The following is a 17121-nucleotide window of genomic DNA, read 5'->3' as shown; positions in this document are numbered from 1 at the left end:
CGGCTCGCCACTGACCACATCGACATAAATACCGGGTGCAAACAGATTGTCATATTCATGACTAAAGGCACGCTCAGTAGCGGCACCTTGGGTAATATCATACTGGGCTTTGGTCAAGGTATTCTTCAAAGCATTTTTGTCAAAATTAGCATAACGCTTGGGATCTAAAGTCTCGGCAACCGTACTAACAGCGGCGAGCTTGGTGCGTGCTGTGCCTTCAGGTTTGTCATCAGCAAGGCTTAAATCAATATGACAGTAACCATTTGGATTTTTGGCGAGGTAATCTTGATGATATGCTTCAGCCAAATAGAAGTTGTCTAGCGCCTTGTCTTCGACGACGACTTTTTCCTTATATTTACCTTGTACGCGTTTGATTGCCGCATCAATCACCGGTTTGTCTGCTTTATCAGTATAGTAAATACCTGAACGATACTGCACACCGCGATCATTACCTTGCTTATTCATGCTAGTGGGATCAACCACACGGAAGTAATACTTCAAAATCGTGTCAAGATCCGTCTTATCTGCATCGTAAGTGACTTTGACTGTTTCAGCATGTCCTGAACCACGAATGACATCCTCGTAGCTTGGGTTTGGCTGATCGTCACTACCGTTGGCATAACCAGATACGACATCGACCACGCCATCGACACGTTCCATATAGGCCTCAACGCCCCAAAAGCAACCGCCAGCCAGATAGATTGAGCGAGTATTAATGGCCTTACCTTTATCATTATAGTAAACACCATCTTTTTGCTTAATGGTCTCAATCTTACTGTTGTTGTCTAATGCTTGCACATTGGCAGGTTTGGCTTTGCTATTTTTAAGCTCAGCAAAGTCATTATTGGCATTTTCTGCTAGTGCGTATGCCTGCTCTGCTGTCATATTGCCTTTGACTAAGCGCACAAGGTTACCTTGCTTATCCAAAATCGCCCAGCTAGGATAGACCTGCACCCCAAGTTTATTGATCAGCTCACCTGAGGGGTCAGACAATACCGGTAACTTTGGATAATCTGCTTGAACACCAGCATACCAAGTGGTGAAATCACTATCTTCTTTTTCATTGAGATGACCAGGACTGGCCACCGTCACGACATTTAGGTCAGCAAACTTGGGATCAGTACGCCATGTTTCTGTCTCTTCTAGCGAGCCCAAGCATAGCGGACACCAGCTTGCCCAAAATTTAACCAAGGTGGGTTTATTAGGATCAATGACTGCCGCACCATTTTTACCCAGACCTTTAGTGAGCTGCGGTAACGCTTGCATTTGCTTGAGCATGTCAGACGGCAACATATCGCGTGAGTTGGTCACACCGCTGTTTTTATTGCCAGATTCACTACTGCTAGCTGACGTATTACTGCTTGATTGATTTTCTGCGCTACTCATTTGCCCACATGCTAACAGTAGACCAGCACTCAATACCGTGGTCACACCTAGCGCACTAGCATTTTTGAGCCAACGTGATGGCTGGCGCTGTGAGCCTGTTGTCAGATCAGCGTTCTGGTCATCGTCATGAGCATCGTCATTATCGGAGTTATTGTTTGGCATAACGAATCCTTTTTATAAAGTCTTACACTTTTTTATGAAGTCTTGCACTCATATCGTGCGCAGTTGGTCACGATCTTCTTGATAGGTTATTAGAGCAGGTGCTCAATTCAATCGATGGTCATCTAAATGAGCTAAAAAGAGGATAAACCAAGTGAAAATATGAGTAAGGAAATTCAGCTCTAAGCCGATGGCGTTGAAAAATAAGGCAAGGGAAAATAGGGAGAGATAAGTTAGAATAATTTAATAGTATACCCTGTTAATGGAGTTTACTTTAATAGTGAATATACCCTTGCTACATTTTTTTAACAACACGGAAAGACTGGCGATATAGAGTAATTAGAGGCAAGTCTGCATCTAATTGTCTATTTATATAAGGAGATAAACTAAGGAATATCCTCAATTCAAGCAGTCATATCTTAATGGGCAAAAATACAATGGTCATTAACAAATAAATGACTTTGTCTCAATCATTAAATAGCGATACTGTTTGATCTTGATTTAAAAGCAAATTAAAAAAGACAGAACGCCACCAACGTTGATTTATTATTAAGCTTTAGCGTGCATAAATTGCGCAACATAGTCATCAGCCGGATTGTCTCTTAACTCGCTAGGCGTGCCAGTTTGCACTAAGCGGCCACCATTTAAGATACTAATACGCTGACCTACTTTGACCGCTTCATCGATATCATGAGTAATAAAGACAATGGTCTTATTGAGACGGTCTTGTAGCTCAAGCAGCTGATCCTGTAGTTGGGCGCGGATAAGCGGATCAAGCGCGGAGAACGCTTCATCCATGAGCAAAATCGGGTTATCAGTCGCTAAGGCTCGCGCCAGCCCTACGCGCTGCTGCATACCGCCCGACAGCTCATCAGGATAGCTGTGTTCTAGATTAGGCAGCCCTACCTCATTAAGCCAATGACGCGCGATTTCATGACGTGCTTCCACGCTCATCTTGCGAACGCGTAACCCGTAAGCCACATTTTGTATGACGGTCATATGTGGCATCAAGCCGAAATACTGAAACACCATACTGACGGTATTCTGGCGATATTGTTGTAATTCCTTATCATTCAATTCTAAAATATTGATAGAGTCGCTTGAGTTGGCATTGTCTATCCCGTCTGTATTAGCGGTTACTGGTGCTGCAGCAGTCGATGCTTCATCTTTTGCTATATCTTGTGCTTTTGATGATAAGGTCTTGGGATTAATAGTGGTATCGACCCATATCTTGCCGCTGGTCGGATCAATCAACCGGTTAAGATGGCGTATCAAGGTCGATTTACCTGAGCCTGAGAGTCCCATGATGCAATGCAGCTCCCCTGCTTTTATGGCCAAATTAACATCATAAAGCCCGACTGAATAGCCGGTCTGCTTTTTGACAGCGACACTATCCATACCATCTGCTAGTAGTTTCAACGCTGATTGTGCTTGTGACTCATTAGCATTATAAATTTTGCTGATATTCTCTAACTGGATATGATTCATAACTATTCTCATTATTGTTGTTATTTAACCGATAGGACGTTTGCCAGCTTCAATGGTTTTTTGCCGCGCGCGTTTTCCTTGACCAAAGGCTTGGCTGATACGGTCAATGATAATCGCGACAATGACAATGGCCGTACCTGCTTGTAGTCCTTGACCAATATTGAGCGTCTGAATAGATTGTAAGACATCTTCTCCCAGACCCGGCGCACCAATCATAGACGCCAGTACGACCATGGCAAGCGACATCATTACTGCCTGATTGATGCCCGCCATAATACTGGGCAATGCTTGTGGTAACTTGATCCAAATGAGTAGCTGAAAATGGGTGCTACCGAACGAGCGCCCCGCTTCGATCATTTCATGATTGACTTGCGTTATACCCAATGTCGTCAAACGAATAAGCGGTGGCAAGGCATAGATAATCGTGGCAAATAATGCTGGTACTTTACCAATACCGAATAGCATGAGCACGGGAATCAAATAGACGAAACTTGGCATGGTTTGCATCACATCTAATATCGGCGTAATAATTTTACGGAGCAGACTGCTGCCCGACATAGCAATACCAATGGGAATACCGACAACCACTGTCACCAAAACAGAGACGATCAATAACGCTAACGTATCGATCAAAGCGCCCCACAATCCAAACGCACCGATTAAGAACAGCCCTGCCCCGCAGGCAATAGCAAACAATACTTTGCGCACCCCAAACCACGCTAATACAGTCACCAGACCAATAATTAACCATGCGGGGATCACCGTCAATAGACGTTCAATAGGTAATAATAAATAGGTCAAAGTGACGCTACTGATACTCCGAAACACATCGCCATAGTCTCTGACTACAGTCGCTAAGGCTTTATTAAGCGGTGACTCAAGGGACCATGACGGAAAGCTGGACGTTAATGCTAGGAAGGCATTACTTGAGGTGGCGTCATTCAGTGATGGATTGACACCGCTATTGCCTGTGCCATCGTCCGTTAGACTGATGCCTAAATTGGCAGCAAGATTTTCAGCGACTTCTTTGGGTAGCCACGCTTGCCAGACGTTTGGGTTGGCACGTAAAAACTCAAGCGCCTGTTCATCACCACTGCGCTTGCTTTCACTCATCTCTAAAATCGCACTGTTTAGCTGATCTGGCGTGAACTGTACTTTTTCAAAAGCGCTTGCCAATTCGGGATTATTATCAATAAAAGGCGTCGATGCAGCAATTTTAAGAGGGGACACAGGAAAGCCAGACACACAATCCGAGGTGCCGTCGGCCAACAACAAGTCTTGCCAGCACGCATCCTCATGGGCAGGGAACGCTAGCGGCGCAAAGTCGTATTTGGCGATGAGCCCTGTTGGCTGCCAATAATAAAATAGTAACGGTTTTTTCTGTTCAAAGGCGGAGGCAATCTCAGCATCGAGTGCTGCACCCGTACCTGGATGGGCATTATTAAAAACCGCGTCCAAGCCAGTATTTTTGAGCAGTCGGGTGTTAAAAATCTCACACGCCCAGCCTGACGGACAGTTCATAAACCGTGATTTACTAGGATCTTCTGGGTCTTTAAACAACGCTGCATACTTAGGCAAATCCTGATAACGACGCAGTCCCGGATTGTCATCCATGACATATTGAGGGACGTACCAACCTTGAGTAGCACCGCCTTGCAGCGTATCGCCAATGACCGCAACTTTATCGTCATTGATGGCCTGCTCCATAATCGGCGAGCGCCCAACCCATTGTTCGCCGATGATTTGGATATCGTTTTGCGACAATGCAGTCTCGAGTGCGGGTCCTGCCCCAGGTACTTCCTCGATCGTGCAGTCGTAACCGCTCTCGGCAATATATTTGAGTATACCAGTCGTAAACTGACCACTCTCCCAAGTCAACGCGCCAAACTTGATCGGTGATGCGCAAGCTGCTGATGCTGACACTGGCAGCAACAACACACTTATACACAGTAAACTTAACGCAATCCATTGGCGCATGGGATGTCCTATATTTCGTTATTGGCATCAATTATTTCGATATTGAAGTCAGCTTTTGAATGCGGTTATCGATATCGAATAATGCTGCATTGGGTTGATAATTCACGCAAAATCAATCTTTATGTCTCATCAGCAATATAAATTTACCATAACTACCGTCCGGTAATATTAAGAAATGTAGCAACAAATGAGAATAATTATAAATAACTATTGGCTGGGTTCAGCTTTTCCTTTATGTATAAAAAATATTATAAAGCCATCAAAAATAAATACTATAATCATCAAAATTTTGTTTTTTGGACAAAAAATAGCACCTACTTACGTAGATGCTATCATTATTAAACAGCCAATCTCATCACACTTATTTCATCATGAACGCCATGGCTTTGTTAAATAAGCCGCCATAAGGTGGTAATAGGAAATTCATACCATTGAGCTTATTTTGTACAAACACAGGCTTCATATGACTTAAACGCTCAAAGCCCGCTTTACCATGATAGGCGCCAGTGCCTGAGTGCCCAACCCCGCCGAACGGTAAGTCGTGCTGCACCACATGCAAGATAACTTCATTAATAGCCAAGCCACCTGATACCGTGTTGTCACGCACTTTTTCTATGTCGCTATTACGCTCACCAAACACATAGAGGGCCAATGGACGCGGACGCGCATTGACGAAGTCTATCGCATCATCGAGCGTATCATAGTGCATCAACGGCAAAATCGGTGCAAACAGCTCGTTTTGCATCACATCACTATCGGCTGCCGGCTCACTGATAATCAGCGGCGGCATCAACCGCGTTTCAATATCATAGTCTGCATCAGTTATCTTATGAATGTTTTCACCAGATAAGGCATCTAAGTAACCTTTGATACGTTTGAATTGCTGACCATTGATAATACGCGAGTAATCTGGGTTTTCGCTGATATTCGGATAATGCTTCTGCATCCACTCTTTTGCTAGGTTAATAAACACTTCATGATCTTTGCGCTGAATAAGTACGTAATCAGGAGCAATACAAGTTTGCCCAGCATTGAGCGTTTTGCCCATCATGACTCGATTGACCGCTGACTCTAAATTGGCACCATCCAACACGATGACGGGTGATTTGCCACCAAGCTCTAGCGTAACTGGGGTCAAGTTGGGCGCTGCCGCCGCCATGATTTTTTTGCCCACCGCAGTAGAGCCAGTATACAATAGATGATCGAATGGCATCTTACTGAAAGCTTCAGCGATATCTACTTCGCCCAGCACGACACAAACCATATCCGATGAAAAATAATGAGCGATAAGATCGGCAAACACTTGCGCGAACTGCGGTGCGGCCTCACTCATCTTAATCATGATTCGATTGCCTGCCGTGAGTGCATCAATGATTGGCCCTACCGCTAAGAATAATGGATAGTTCCATGGCACCATGATACCAACCACGCCTAATGGCTGTGGCTGAATCTCATTATGAGCTGGCATATACAATGCTGAAATAGAGGCGTGGCGAGTTTTCATCCATTTTTTACCATGCTTTTTGGCATGGCTAATGCCCGTAAAACTCGGAACAAGCTCTGCAAACTGAGTCTCTGATTCACTACGATAACCAAAATCAGCGCTGATCGCTTGAGCGATGCTTTGTTGATTGTCGCTGAGCATCATCTCTAAATTGTCTAATTGAGTCTCGCGCGTCGCCCAATCATTTATTGGTTGAGCACGGCTCAATGCTTGTAATCTTGAGAACTGCGCTTGCATATCTTCAACAGTGGTCACAATACTAAGTGACTTATTACTACCAAGTGACTTATCATTGTTTTTATACGCTTGATCATTAGTGTTTTGATTGTTGTCTGTCATATATCTTCCTTGTCATAGGCGTTAGAGTCAGCACGCTATATTTGGTTTAAAACTCTGTATCTTTATTTAGGCGCTGGCGGAAATCTCCGCATACGCGCACATCATTATGAGAACTAACAAGATTCCATTCATTACTCTTTAATGTAGCGCATTGATTGAGCAATGAACAGTCTCTTTGATTGACTGCTGGGTTTGTATAAGATACGTGTCAGCCATCATCAATACCCACGATATAGATTCTTCTGTTAAGTAATACTTTATAAGTAACATGCTTCAATACTTTGTTCTGTCCTCAATATTCTGCTTTATATATGCATGGATTTAAATTTGAGCAGCAATCCTAAAAACTGCTACACTCAATATTGGGGCGCGTTGAACAGTCGCTACCAGTCAGTATTTGCCAATACTCTATACCAGACCACAACAAGACAGTCACGCTTATGCAAAACCTAACGCAACAGATTCACGATAGCCTTCTTGACGATACCTTGCTTAATGACACCCTTCTGACAAAATCGCTGTCGGCAGCCGATTATGTCTCTACCCATGATGCGATGCTAGCACGCACGTTAGCGCGTATTGCGCTCAAAAAAGAGCAAGGTTTGCGCACGCCTGATGAGTTATGGATTGTCGATCACAATGACGTCTACACGCTTGGGCAAGCAGGTAAAGAAGAACACATCCTGCAACGGACTGACACCCCTATTATCAAAACAGATCGCGGCGGACAAGTGACGTGGCACGGTCATGGCCAGCTGGTTATTTACTGGTTGTTTGATTTGGACAGTATAGGCTGGAGTGTGCGCAATCTGGTATCGCATGCCGAGCAAGCGATTGAGGACGTGACCAATGCCTGTTTGCAAGGTTTAGCCTCATTTGACAGTATCCATGTCCGTGCGCATTCACGTCGTGATGCACCCGGCGTTTATTTATACAATAATTCATACGTGTGTGCTGCAGACAATAGCGAGGATTCTGACACTAGCAATGAAACTACTACCCTGCCAGTAACGGATGCCATTATGCTAGGAAAAATAGCCTCGCTAGGGTTTAAAATTAAACATGGTTTTAGCTATCACGGCATTGCGCTCAATATCAATTGTGACTTATCGGCTTTTAACGCCATCAATCCGTGTGGCTACGCTGGCATGCAAATGCTACGTTTGGCGGATTTTGTGGCAATTAATAAGTTAGCCAATCTTGATAAAACAGCTCTGGATGAGACAGCCAACAAAAAGACGACTGAGCAGCTAAGCTATAAACAAGTTACTCAAATGCTGATTGATAATATTGCACAGCGTCACGCAGGAAAAATCCCATTGCGACCGGTAGCGCCTAAGTCTTAGCTTATTTTGCATAACCTTGTGCCTGCTTAGACTTAAGCATAACGAGCAACTGATATGGAAATTTGCTATACTCGCAGCCGACTTTCATGAGGTGCCGCTAGCATTTGTGGCCTCTACTTAGATAACTTTACCCCTCAAACTTTAATATAAAAGCAACAGGAGCATTTTATGGCAGACTTTAATAAAATCTTGGACGCAGGTGACGTCGACGGTGGCATCATCAACGTTGTGGTAGAAATCCCAACAGGCAGCAGCCATAAAATCGAATGGAACCGCGAATTAGCCGTTTTTGAGCTTGACCGTGTTGATCCACAAATCTTTGCCAAACCTTGCAACTATGGCTTTATCCCGCAAACGCTTGATGAAGATGGCGATGAGCTTGATGCATTAATCATTACTGAGCAGCCTTTACCTACTGGCATTTTCTTAAAAGCCAAAGTAATCGGCGTTATGAAATTCGTTGATGATGGCGAAGTTGATGACAAAATCGTCGTCGTCCCTGCTGACGACCGTGATACAGGCAATGCTTACAACAGCCTAGAAGATTTACCAAAGCAGCTGATCAACCAGTTACAGTTCCATTTTAGCCACTATAAAGATCTTAAAAAAGCTGGTACAACAGTGGTTGAATCTTGGGGTGACGTCGCAGAAGCCAAAGAAGTGATCAAAGAATCTATCCAACGTTGGAAAGACCTATAGAGTACAATAATAATCTAATGAGCTGATGTTTATGCTCACAAATATAAGCACTCTTAAAGATACCGCAGACACGATATGACTGCGGTATTTTTTTGCTTGAATCTCACGCTTATAAAATGGTTATAATAAACGACAGTAGCTATAAAGTTATCTGCAACTATTTTCATTTCTAATAAAGCAAGCCTCAATAAGGAAAGTCATGTTTAACCCCAATCCCAGCTCAAAATCTGTCAGTGCCAAGCTGCCAAAAGCGGTCATCATGATGATTGAGAAAAACAATCTGGTGATGGCTATCAAAACCTTGGCCGCTGAAGAAAATATCAGTATGGACGACGCCAAGGTTCGAATTGATGCTTACGAGACAGCATTGAAGGTAAAGCAACAGCAGAAGTTGAATACCATCGCTAACAAGCAAGGTATCTCCAACCACGCCATTAGTTTTGATAGAGAGCAGGAAACTGAAGACGGACATGAGGCTGGGAAACTGATAAAAAACCGTGTGAAAACCACTCAAGCAGATCAAGGTTTCAAAAGTCTACAAAGGGGTGTAGAGAGCCAACTTAATGATTTGGGATATAAAAAGCCTCTTTTACCACATTGGGCAAAGCGGCTATTGATTATTGCTGCGGTGATGGCAGGATTGTTTTGGCTGTTATGGCGGGCGTTTGGTTAGTCTGTTTTAAATGGTTCCATTATAGAGGTCTATTTTAAGTGGTCTGTTAATACGTTTGAGGGGTGAATTATCTGGTTCCCTTGGGGTATACCCTAAAAATAAGGCCGTAAATAACAATATTTAGTTTAGTACTACAAATTTCGGAGGAAAGTTGATAACTTCTTTGTAATTGAAGTAATCTTCTATTTTAGAAGAAATTAATAAAGAAGGATTTGTTATGAGTATGGCTTTTTATTATTTTAAAAATGATGAATGGGATAGGCCAATACCATCATGTCGTCCTTTAAATAATAGCAATGAAATGAGAATGATGTCCTACTATTTATCAGAGCTAGATATCGAGTTTTCAGAGAACATTCTTCATAATTTAAGAAATAATAATACTAATATATTAGATATAAGTTCTGAGACTTGGCAAGTTGTCATAGACGGTAAGAATGTGACGATATGCTCTATATATGACGAAGATAATAACGACTTTAAAGCTACTGTCAAAAAAGATGTTTTTGAAAAGTTCATAGTCGCATGGCTTGATTTTTTAAGGCAAGATTACAGTCTTGAGATTATTATTGATTTGTAGAATTAGTGGTGTAGTGAGCTTTTTGCGAGATTTTGTTATTAATCTATGTAATTGAAGTTCGATGCCTGTATAGCGCACCGAACATGCTCTCATGACAAACTTTACAGTAAATAAAAAATTTCTCAATATTTTTTTGCTTAGAGAGTCGCTCTTTTGAAACTTTAAGATAATATACTTATTCAACACTTTTTCTACCAGTGAATCAAATATATGATTTTCAAAAAAACTAATTTAGTTGCCCTTCTTTTTTCTACTGCTTTATTACCTCTTACGCTTACGAGCTGTCAAAAAATGCAAAGTGAAGCCAAAAACGAAGCTTCTGAGGGGCAAACAGCTATTCAGGAAATAGAGACAGAAACTAAAGCTGAAGACGTACAGGAATTAGCCAAACAGGGCGATGCAGAATCACAATTCGATTTGGGTTGGATGTATGATATAGGAGAAGGTGTTCATCAAGACTATGCCAAAGCTGCGCAGTGGTATATGAAATCGGCTAATCAAGGTTTTCCTGAGGCGCAGTATAATCTTGGTGCGATGTATCGTGAAGGCGAAGGAGTCCCTCAAAACTATGCTGAAGCAATCAAATGGTATACGAAAGCAGCCGATCAAGGCTTTCCTGAAGCGGAGTATAACCTTGGTTTAATGTATACCCAAGGCAATGGCGTAGACCAAGACCTTTCACAAGCCTTTAAATGGTATACAAAAGCTGCTAATCAAGGATATGTCATTGCACAAAATGATTTAGCCGCAATGTATTATGAAGGCAATGGTATAGAGCAAGACTTGCCTCAATCACTTAAGTGGTATACAGAAGCAGCTGAACAAGAATATGCTCCTGCACAAGCTAATTTAGGTGCAATATATTATCAGGGTAACGGCGTGACACAAGATTTTTCACAGGCTCTAAAATGGTTTGGAAAAGCAGCTGATCAAGAAAATGCTAATGCACAATATAATCTTGGAGTTATGTATTACATGGGTCACGGTGTAGGCCGAGACTTCTCCCAAGCCTTTAAGTGGTATACAAAAGCTGCTGATCAAGAATATGCTCCTGCTCAAAACAATCTTGGTGCGATGTATCGCGATGGTGTAGGTGTTAATCAAGATAATACTCAAGCAAAGAACTGGTTTAATAAGGCTTGTGAAAATGGGCAACAAGAAAGCTGTAATAACTATAGGAAAATAAATCAAGATTAAGTCAGTTTGACCTCAAAAAATCAATGTTATGTACACCGTGACCACCTAAATATCTTAATATACTGAGACCATTACCCTACAGCCGAAGATTCAAGTCCTCACTAGGGAACCGAACCAGTGAAAGCGCCTGATTGGTTCGCCATATGTATACTAGCAATACTCTAAAAAAACAGCTTCTCCTATAACTGATGATATTGGTGCACTGATAATGGCAAGCTCGATGCAGAAAACAGGAAATTATGCTTATGGAAATAAATGAATGCGAAGAAAAGTTTTGGAATAGTGACTCTTTTCATTATTATTTAGAGAGTGAAGACACATGGGATGTTGATAAATATTGGGATCTTGAATATTCACTAATAAAGTTAAGTAAGTACCTGAATGACAAGAATATGATAGAAAAAAATCTTGCAAGAAATATCTATTACCTAGGAAATAGTATAAATAATCTAGTCTGTGCTCATAGGAGCTCTACAGTCGCATGGACATTTGATACATATAGATATAGCGAAGATGACATTGATTATTGTATTGATAGGTTTAATCACCTCATGCGAGTTTTATGGCAAGCTGGTAGCTACAATCATGAAGAATCAATAAATTTTTTTAGAGAAAATCCGTTGTTTAAAGATATTTAACTACAATAGTTTATTAAAAATCCTCACTAGTAAACCACACATTTTTCCCATAACGGTGATTATGGTAAATAAAAAATCCACTGCCTACCCATTCATATAAATTACGAATAATTTTAAAGCATTAAAAAAGGATACCGCAGCATCCTTTTTCTTTTATAAGTAACAAACACAATTTAGTGATGCTCACCCGGTAAAATTCTGGCAAAGGCACGCTGAGCAAGGTTTGGTTTTTTATCGGTGGTCAATCCAGCGCGGGTGCTTGGGAAAATACGATAACCCATCGATTGGATACCCACGTTGATCGCTGGTGCTAATGAATAAGTAGCCGACGCAAACTTGCCCATATTACTGGCAATACTGTTAGGTTTATAAACAATCGCTTTGGCGACCATCATTGCCGCTTCATCAGGCATCAGCGCAGGCATGTAACGATATAACTTAGTCGGCTCAATCATCGGCGTGCGTACCAATGGCATAAAGATATTGGTAATCGTGACATTATCGCCTTTCACTTCAGCAGCCAAGCATCGGCTAAAGGCATCTAATGCCGATTTTGAGGCGACATAAGCGGCAAAGCGCGGACTATTTGCCTGTACACCAATGGATGAGATGTTAACAATTTGACCGGCTTGGCGTTCAATCATCGTCGGCAAAAATCCAAGAACTATTTTGACAGCGCCAAAGTAATTGATGTCCATGGTACGCTCAAAATCATGGAAACGATCAACAGACTCATGCACCGAACGGCGAATCGAGCGACCCGCGTTATTGACCAGTACATCGACATGGCCAAAATCAGCCAAAATTTGCGTGCTAACAGTTTCAATCTCATCCATATTGGTTAAATCACAAGGGTAATAACTGGCCTTGCCACCAAGCTCCTCAATATTTTCTTTTACTACTTTTAGCTTCTCTTCGGTACGTGCTAATAAAATAACATGAGCACCGCACTCACTAAGTAAAAAGGCCGTACGTTCACCGATGCCGCTTGAAGCACCAGTAATGATGATATGTTTGTCTTTAACCGCTTTGCTAATTGCCTTTTTTGAGGGAGTAGCCATAAAAAATCCTTTTTGTTTATTATATTCCCAATAGTGTGCAGCTCTAGGATACCAAAATTACATTGTAATTACTCGAAAAAGTACCAGTAAAATTTTATAAAATAGTATTGCAAACCGATAACAAAAGGGCAGTAAATTTGCCATCTTACTCTACCGAGTTTTTTAGCTATAATTGCCTTTGTATGTTACGCACCTTAAAGGAGACTGTCTTTTGATAGAAACGCTAGCTCATTATATTGATCTGATTGCCAAATTCGTTGAAGTCATTGGTGTACTTATTATGCTTTTTGGACTATTTTATGCATTTTATAGGGCCATTCGTTTGACGGGTCGCTTTACTCATGACGCTTATATCGAAATCAGACAGACGGTTGGCAAATCTATTTTATTGGGCCTCGAAGTGCTCATCGCCGCCGACATTATGGCCACCGTCGTCACAGAGCCTACGTTGCGTAGCGTTTTGGTCTTGGGTTTTATCGTGCTCATTAGAACTTTTTTAAGCTTATCGCTACAAGTCGAGCTAGAAGGACGCTTTCCTTGGCAACACCCCAAGTCTGCGCCTGAACAAACATCAAAGACTGAGCATGCTGATGAGTTGTAATCAATACTTCATAGCCAATCGCTATTTATGCCTTACTCATGAGCCTGTAAAAAAGCCTCGACCACACGAAACTGCCCAACGGTGCTCTCTTCGCCATACATTGCTTGACGAAAAGCATTAGAGTTTGGAATGCCCGTCGTATACCATGCAATGTGTTTGCGCGCGATTCGGCACCCCGAGTATTCACCGTAAAAGCCATATAGCTCTTGCAAATGCGCCAGTACAATCTCTTTAATTTCGCTCACACTCGGTGCCGCCAACATGTCTCCTGTACGCAAAAAATGCTCGATATCGCGAAATATCCATGGCTGTCCTTGAGCCGCTCGCCCAATCATCACCGCATCACAACCGGTCAGCTCATAGACACGCTGGGCCTTTTGCGCGCTATCGATATCACCATTGGCAATAACGGGTATACTAATACTCTCTTTGACTTCACGTATCAACTCGTAACGCGCCTCACCAGTATACATATCCTCACGAGTACGCCCATGAATGGCAATAGCTGCAATGCCTGCCTGCTCTGCTCGCTTCGCCACACGCAAGATATTCTCGCGACCATTTTCAAAACCCAAGCGCGTTTTTAGTGTCACTGGTGCATTGACGCTATTTACCGCAGCATCTAACAAGCGCGCAACCAAATCTTCGTCTTGTAGCAGCGCCGACCCTGCCAGCTTACGACAGACTTTTTTGGCTGGACAGCCCATATTGATATCGATAATCTGCGCACCATTATCAATCTGATAACGCGCCGCTTCTGCCAATTTATCGGGTTCCGCGCCTGCTATCTGCGCAGAAATAGGCGCGATTTCGTTATCAAAATTGGCACGATATAAGGATTTTTTGCGCGCATAAAGCGCGGTATCAGCGATGATCATTTCACTCACCGCGTGACCTGCACCAAAAGACTTGCATAACCTTCGAAAGGGATTGTCCGTCACGCCTGCCATCGGAGCTACCATTAGACGGTTTTCAACCGTCAAGCCGCCAATCATCAATGGCTGCAATAGAGGATGATCATTGGCGATTTGTGCTGACGACTCAGAAGAAACTGGAGAATCAATAGACATAAAAAACGGCTTGCTCTTGATTGAGATAAGTTAATGAAAACAAGCCGTTATTCTAAGGGTTCTTGACTTTATTGCAAGCTATTCATATGGGAAACCTGCAACAATTAATGCTCAGTTTTGATAGCTAAACCAATTATTTATCAAACACACTGCCTTGCTCTAGCGTGATGTCCTCATCATGCTCTTGCATCCGCCACGGTAAGCTATCAGGCGATTCATGTAAAAACTTTAAGTACTTTTCGAACTGGTCAATAATATCATTGATTACAGATTCTGATTGATAGCCATATAAATCATAAGTTTGTGCACCGCGACGTAGATAAACTTGCGCCCGGTAATGATGTGCTTGCTCTAAACCACTTGTCACATCTTGCGTGTAATAGTCAGGCATATCATGGTTTGATAAACGCACCTCATACCAGAACTCCACATCATCGCCACGTTGCAGCTCCAATACCGCTCGGTTATTGGTGTCATCATAGTTTACTTCAGGGTGCCAGCCAGTTTCTTTAAACTTTTCAGCTACCTCAGTCATCGATGACATGACCGTACCTTTAATATAGTCTAAAACAGCCTCGCGGCTTGGTTGCTCAGTGATGTAATCAATACGGGCACGCCACGCTTCAAGCTTGAGCAGATGGGGCGGTAGATGGTTCTCATTCGCCAGACTCTCATTACGATGCTCCTCGATACGTAACGCTTTCCACATACCGTACATAGCGATCAAAATAATAATAGTAAACGGTAAGGCGCTGACGATAGCGGCTGTTTGCAGCGCCTGTAGACCCCCTGCTAGCAAAAGCACAGAAGCGACGACGCCTAGTATCACCACCCAAAATGTTCGCTGCCATGCTGGCGTATCACTACGACCTCCTGCGGCGAGCGAGTCAATGACTAAAGACCCTGAATCAGACGAGGTGATAAAAAATGTAATAATAAGCACAACAGCCAGAGCTGATACTACTTGCGTAAACGGCAGATTTTCAAGTAGCTTAAACAAAGCAATCGCTTGATTGTTCTGTACTTCAGTAATTAATGACTCATAGCCTTGTACCATAATCATATTTAGCGCTGTATCACCAAACACGGCAAACCAAAAGAAAGTAAAGATGGTTGGCACTAGCATCACACCTGCGATGAACTCACGAATGGTACGACCACGGCTGATTTTAGCAATAAATATGCCGACAAACGGTGACCATGAAATCGTCCATGCAAAGATAAACAGCGTCCAACTGGTAATCCAGTCCCCTTGCTGATAGGCCTGTAAGCTAAAAGTACGCTCAACGATATTGCCCAAATAGCTGCCCGTATTTTCCATAAAGGCATTTAAAATAAATACGGAAGGGCCAACGATAAACACAAACAACATCAGCGTGGTTGCCAGTATCATATTCAAAATGGAGAGTCTTTTTACCCCTTTATCCATACCAGCCAATACTGATATCAGAGCCAAACCCGTAATGAGAGTAATGGCAATGACCTGAACCGTGGTATTAACAGGGATACTAGGAACCAAATAGTTCAAACCGGTATTAATCTGCGAGACTGAGATACCCAAGCTGGTAGCCAACCCAAACAAAGTGCCTAAGATGGCGAATACATCTACTGCATGGCCGATAGGGCCATATATTTTTTCACCGATAATAGGGTAAAGCGTTGAGCGCATCGATAAAGGCAAACCCTGACGATAAGCAAAATAGGCCAAGGTCAACGCCACTACGCCATTGATCGCCCAAATATGAAAACCCCAATGAAAATAAGCAATTTGCATTGCCTCTTTAGCAGCAGCAATAGTTTGCGGCTCTGACAGCGGCGGCGTGGCAAAATGTAGCACCGGTTCGGCGACACCATAAAACAGCAACGCAATACCATAGCCTGCTGAAAACAGCATAGCAAACCATTCAATGAAGTTGTATTGTGCCTCGCCATGATCAGGGCCAAGCTTAATACTGCCATAAGGAGAAAACGCCAGCACCACGATAAATATCAAAAACAGCGCGGTTGCCAGCATATAAAACCAACCGAACGTCTCAGTGGTAAAATTCAGTACTTGCTCAAATAGCCCACTAGCCAGCTGCGGATTGACCGAAGTGCCTATCACCAGCAATATCATGACAATCGCTGTCGGTATAAATACGGGCATCGAAATAGTAGAGCCAGATAACTTACTCATAAAATGTTCTCTAAAAAATTATGAAATTGGATATGCGTGTCATACGGTTATATAGCATTCATTTATTCAAATAATCTGTTTAAATAGCCTGTCTAAGTGTTTTTTAAATAAGGCAGACAAACATTGACCTTAACTATGCGTATCAGCCAATAAATTGTAATAAACAACATAAATATCTCCAAAAAAAGGCAACTTTTCAGCTGCCTTTTTGTTTATCGGATGATCAA

14 protein-coding genes are annotated in these 17121 nt (G+C 42.5%); 7 read left to right on the top strand and 7 right to left on the bottom strand.

Translation table 11 applies throughout. From position 1 onward, the window contains the following. From msrAB to W293_RS0107365, 4 genes are all read right to left on the bottom strand, one after another. Positions 1 to 1548, bottom strand: a 1548-nt coding sequence (gene msrAB / locus W293_RS16220; protein WP_037028885.1) for a bifunctional peptide-methionine (S)-S-oxide reductase MsrA/peptide-methionine (R)-S-oxide reductase MsrB, incomplete at its 3' end; no start/stop codon positions are given. Between the two features lie 546 nt (positions 1549 to 2094). Then, on the bottom strand, positions 2095 to 3033 hold the full coding sequence (locus tag W293_RS0107375) for an ATP-binding cassette domain-containing protein (protein ID WP_025651824.1): 939 nt from the start codon (positions 3031 to 3033) through the stop codon (positions 2095 to 2097). Between the two features lie 24 nt (positions 3034 to 3057). Next, the gene (locus W293_RS0107370) at positions 3058 to 5010 is read right to left on the bottom strand and encodes a glycine betaine ABC transporter substrate-binding protein (RefSeq protein WP_025651823.1); all 1953 of its coding nucleotides are present in this window, start codon (positions 5008 to 5010) and stop codon (positions 3058 to 3060) included. Positions 5011 to 5371: 361 nt separating this feature from the next. Further along, positions 5372 to 6853 (bottom strand): coniferyl aldehyde dehydrogenase, encoded by a 1482-nt coding sequence (locus W293_RS0107365; protein ID WP_025651822.1) that lies wholly within the window; start codon positions 6851 to 6853, stop codon positions 5372 to 5374. 440 nt (positions 6854 to 7293) lie between these two features. Between W293_RS0107365 and lipB the strand changes: the two genes are divergently transcribed. The 6 genes from lipB to W293_RS0107335 all read left to right on the top strand — a co-directional run bounded on the left by lipB (position 7294) and on the right by W293_RS0107335 (position 11986). Then, positions 7294 to 8199, top strand: coding sequence for a lipoyl(octanoyl) transferase LipB (gene lipB, locus W293_RS0107360; protein WP_025651821.1), 906 nt, complete (start codon positions 7294 to 7296; stop codon positions 8197 to 8199). A gap of 168 nt (positions 8200 to 8367) precedes the next feature. Then, positions 8368 to 8898: an inorganic diphosphatase gene (locus W293_RS0107355; RefSeq protein WP_025651820.1), complete on the top strand. Its 531-nt coding sequence runs from the start codon at positions 8368 to 8370 to the stop codon at positions 8896 to 8898. A gap of 199 nt (positions 8899 to 9097) precedes the next feature. Further along, positions 9098 to 9571, top strand: coding sequence for a hypothetical protein (locus W293_RS0107350; RefSeq protein WP_025651819.1), 474 nt, complete (start codon positions 9098 to 9100; stop codon positions 9569 to 9571). A gap of 217 nt (positions 9572 to 9788) precedes the next feature. Beyond that, positions 9789 to 10151: a DUF5376 family protein gene (locus W293_RS0107345; RefSeq protein WP_025651818.1), complete on the top strand. Its 363-nt coding sequence runs from the start codon at positions 9789 to 9791 to the stop codon at positions 10149 to 10151. Positions 10152 to 10361: 210 nt separating this feature from the next. Continuing rightward, entirely contained in the window at positions 10362 to 11348 is a 987-nt protein-coding gene (locus W293_RS0107340; protein WP_025651817.1) for an SEL1-like repeat protein, read from the top strand. Positions 11349 to 11593: 245 nt separating this feature from the next. Further along, positions 11594 to 11986: a hypothetical protein gene (locus W293_RS0107335; protein ID WP_025651816.1), complete on the top strand. Its 393-nt coding sequence runs from the start codon at positions 11594 to 11596 to the stop codon at positions 11984 to 11986. A gap of 173 nt (positions 11987 to 12159) precedes the next feature. Here the strand turns inward: W293_RS0107335 and W293_RS0107330 are convergent, their stop codons facing one another. After that, positions 12160 to 13047, bottom strand: a complete 888-nt coding sequence (locus tag W293_RS0107330) for an SDR family NAD(P)-dependent oxidoreductase (protein WP_025651815.1) — start codon at positions 13045 to 13047, stop codon at positions 12160 to 12162. Positions 13048 to 13258: 211 nt separating this feature from the next. Between W293_RS0107330 and W293_RS0107325 the strand changes: the two genes are divergently transcribed. After that, positions 13259 to 13648 carry a DUF1622 domain-containing protein gene (locus W293_RS0107325; RefSeq protein ID WP_025651814.1) on the top strand — a complete coding sequence of 130 codons (390 nt, stop codon included), beginning with the start codon at positions 13259 to 13261 and terminating at the stop codon, positions 13646 to 13648. 32 nt (positions 13649 to 13680) lie between these two features. Here the strand turns inward: W293_RS0107325 and dusB are convergent, their stop codons facing one another. Both dusB and W293_RS0107315 read right to left on the bottom strand, forming a co-directional pair. Then, on the bottom strand, positions 13681 to 14718 hold the full coding sequence (gene dusB, locus W293_RS0107320) for a tRNA dihydrouridine synthase DusB (RefSeq protein WP_084212287.1): 1038 nt from the start codon (positions 14716 to 14718) through the stop codon (positions 13681 to 13683). A 133-nt stretch (positions 14719 to 14851) separates the two neighbouring features. Then, on the bottom strand, positions 14852 to 16894 hold the full coding sequence (locus tag W293_RS0107315; RefSeq protein ID WP_025651812.1) for a BCCT family transporter: 2043 nt from the start codon (positions 16892 to 16894) through the stop codon (positions 14852 to 14854). Positions 16895 to 17121: the final 227 nt, after the last annotated feature.

Origin of the sequence: Psychrobacter sp. TB67 (genome assembly GCF_000511065.1) — a bacterium.
Classification (GTDB): Bacteria; Pseudomonadota; Gammaproteobacteria; order Pseudomonadales; family Moraxellaceae; genus Psychrobacter; species Psychrobacter okhotskensis.
The sequence above is the reverse complement of the archived record's forward strand: the minus strand, read 5'-3'. Positions and strand labels throughout refer to the sequence as shown.

Excerpts from the sequence above, each read along its gene's own strand:
- W293_RS0107340 (WP_025651817.1), top strand. The coding sequence starts at position 10,362 with ATGATTTTCAAAAAAACTAATTTAGTTGCCCTTCTTTTTTCTACTGCT.
- W293_RS0107315 (WP_025651812.1), bottom strand. The coding sequence starts at position 16,894 with ATGAGTAAGTTATCTGGCTCTACTATTTCGATGCCCGTATTTATACCG.
- W293_RS0107330 (WP_025651815.1), bottom strand. The coding sequence starts at position 13,047 with ATGGCTACTCCCTCAAAAAAGGCAATTAGCAAAGCGGTTAAAGACAAA.
- W293_RS0107365 (WP_025651822.1), bottom strand. The coding sequence starts at position 6,853 with ATGACAGACAACAATCAAAACACTAATGATCAAGCGTATAAAAACAAT.
- W293_RS0107345 (WP_025651818.1), top strand. The coding sequence starts at position 9,789 with ATGAGTATGGCTTTTTATTATTTTAAAAATGATGAATGGGATAGGCCA.
- W293_RS0107375 (WP_025651824.1), bottom strand. The coding sequence starts at position 3,033 with ATGAATCATATCCAGTTAGAGAATATCAGCAAAATTTATAATGCTAAT.
- W293_RS0107370 (WP_025651823.1), bottom strand. The coding sequence starts at position 5,010 with ATGCGCCAATGGATTGCGTTAAGTTTACTGTGTATAAGTGTGTTGTTG.
- W293_RS0107335 (WP_025651816.1), top strand. The coding sequence starts at position 11,594 with ATGGAAATAAATGAATGCGAAGAAAAGTTTTGGAATAGTGACTCTTTT.
- lipB (WP_025651821.1), top strand. The coding sequence starts at position 7,294 with ATGCAAAACCTAACGCAACAGATTCACGATAGCCTTCTTGACGATACC.
- W293_RS0107355 (WP_025651820.1), top strand. The coding sequence starts at position 8,368 with ATGGCAGACTTTAATAAAATCTTGGACGCAGGTGACGTCGACGGTGGC.
- W293_RS0107350 (WP_025651819.1), top strand. The coding sequence starts at position 9,098 with ATGTTTAACCCCAATCCCAGCTCAAAATCTGTCAGTGCCAAGCTGCCA.
- dusB (WP_084212287.1), bottom strand. The coding sequence starts at position 14,718 with ATGTCTATTGATTCTCCAGTTTCTTCTGAGTCGTCAGCACAAATCGCC.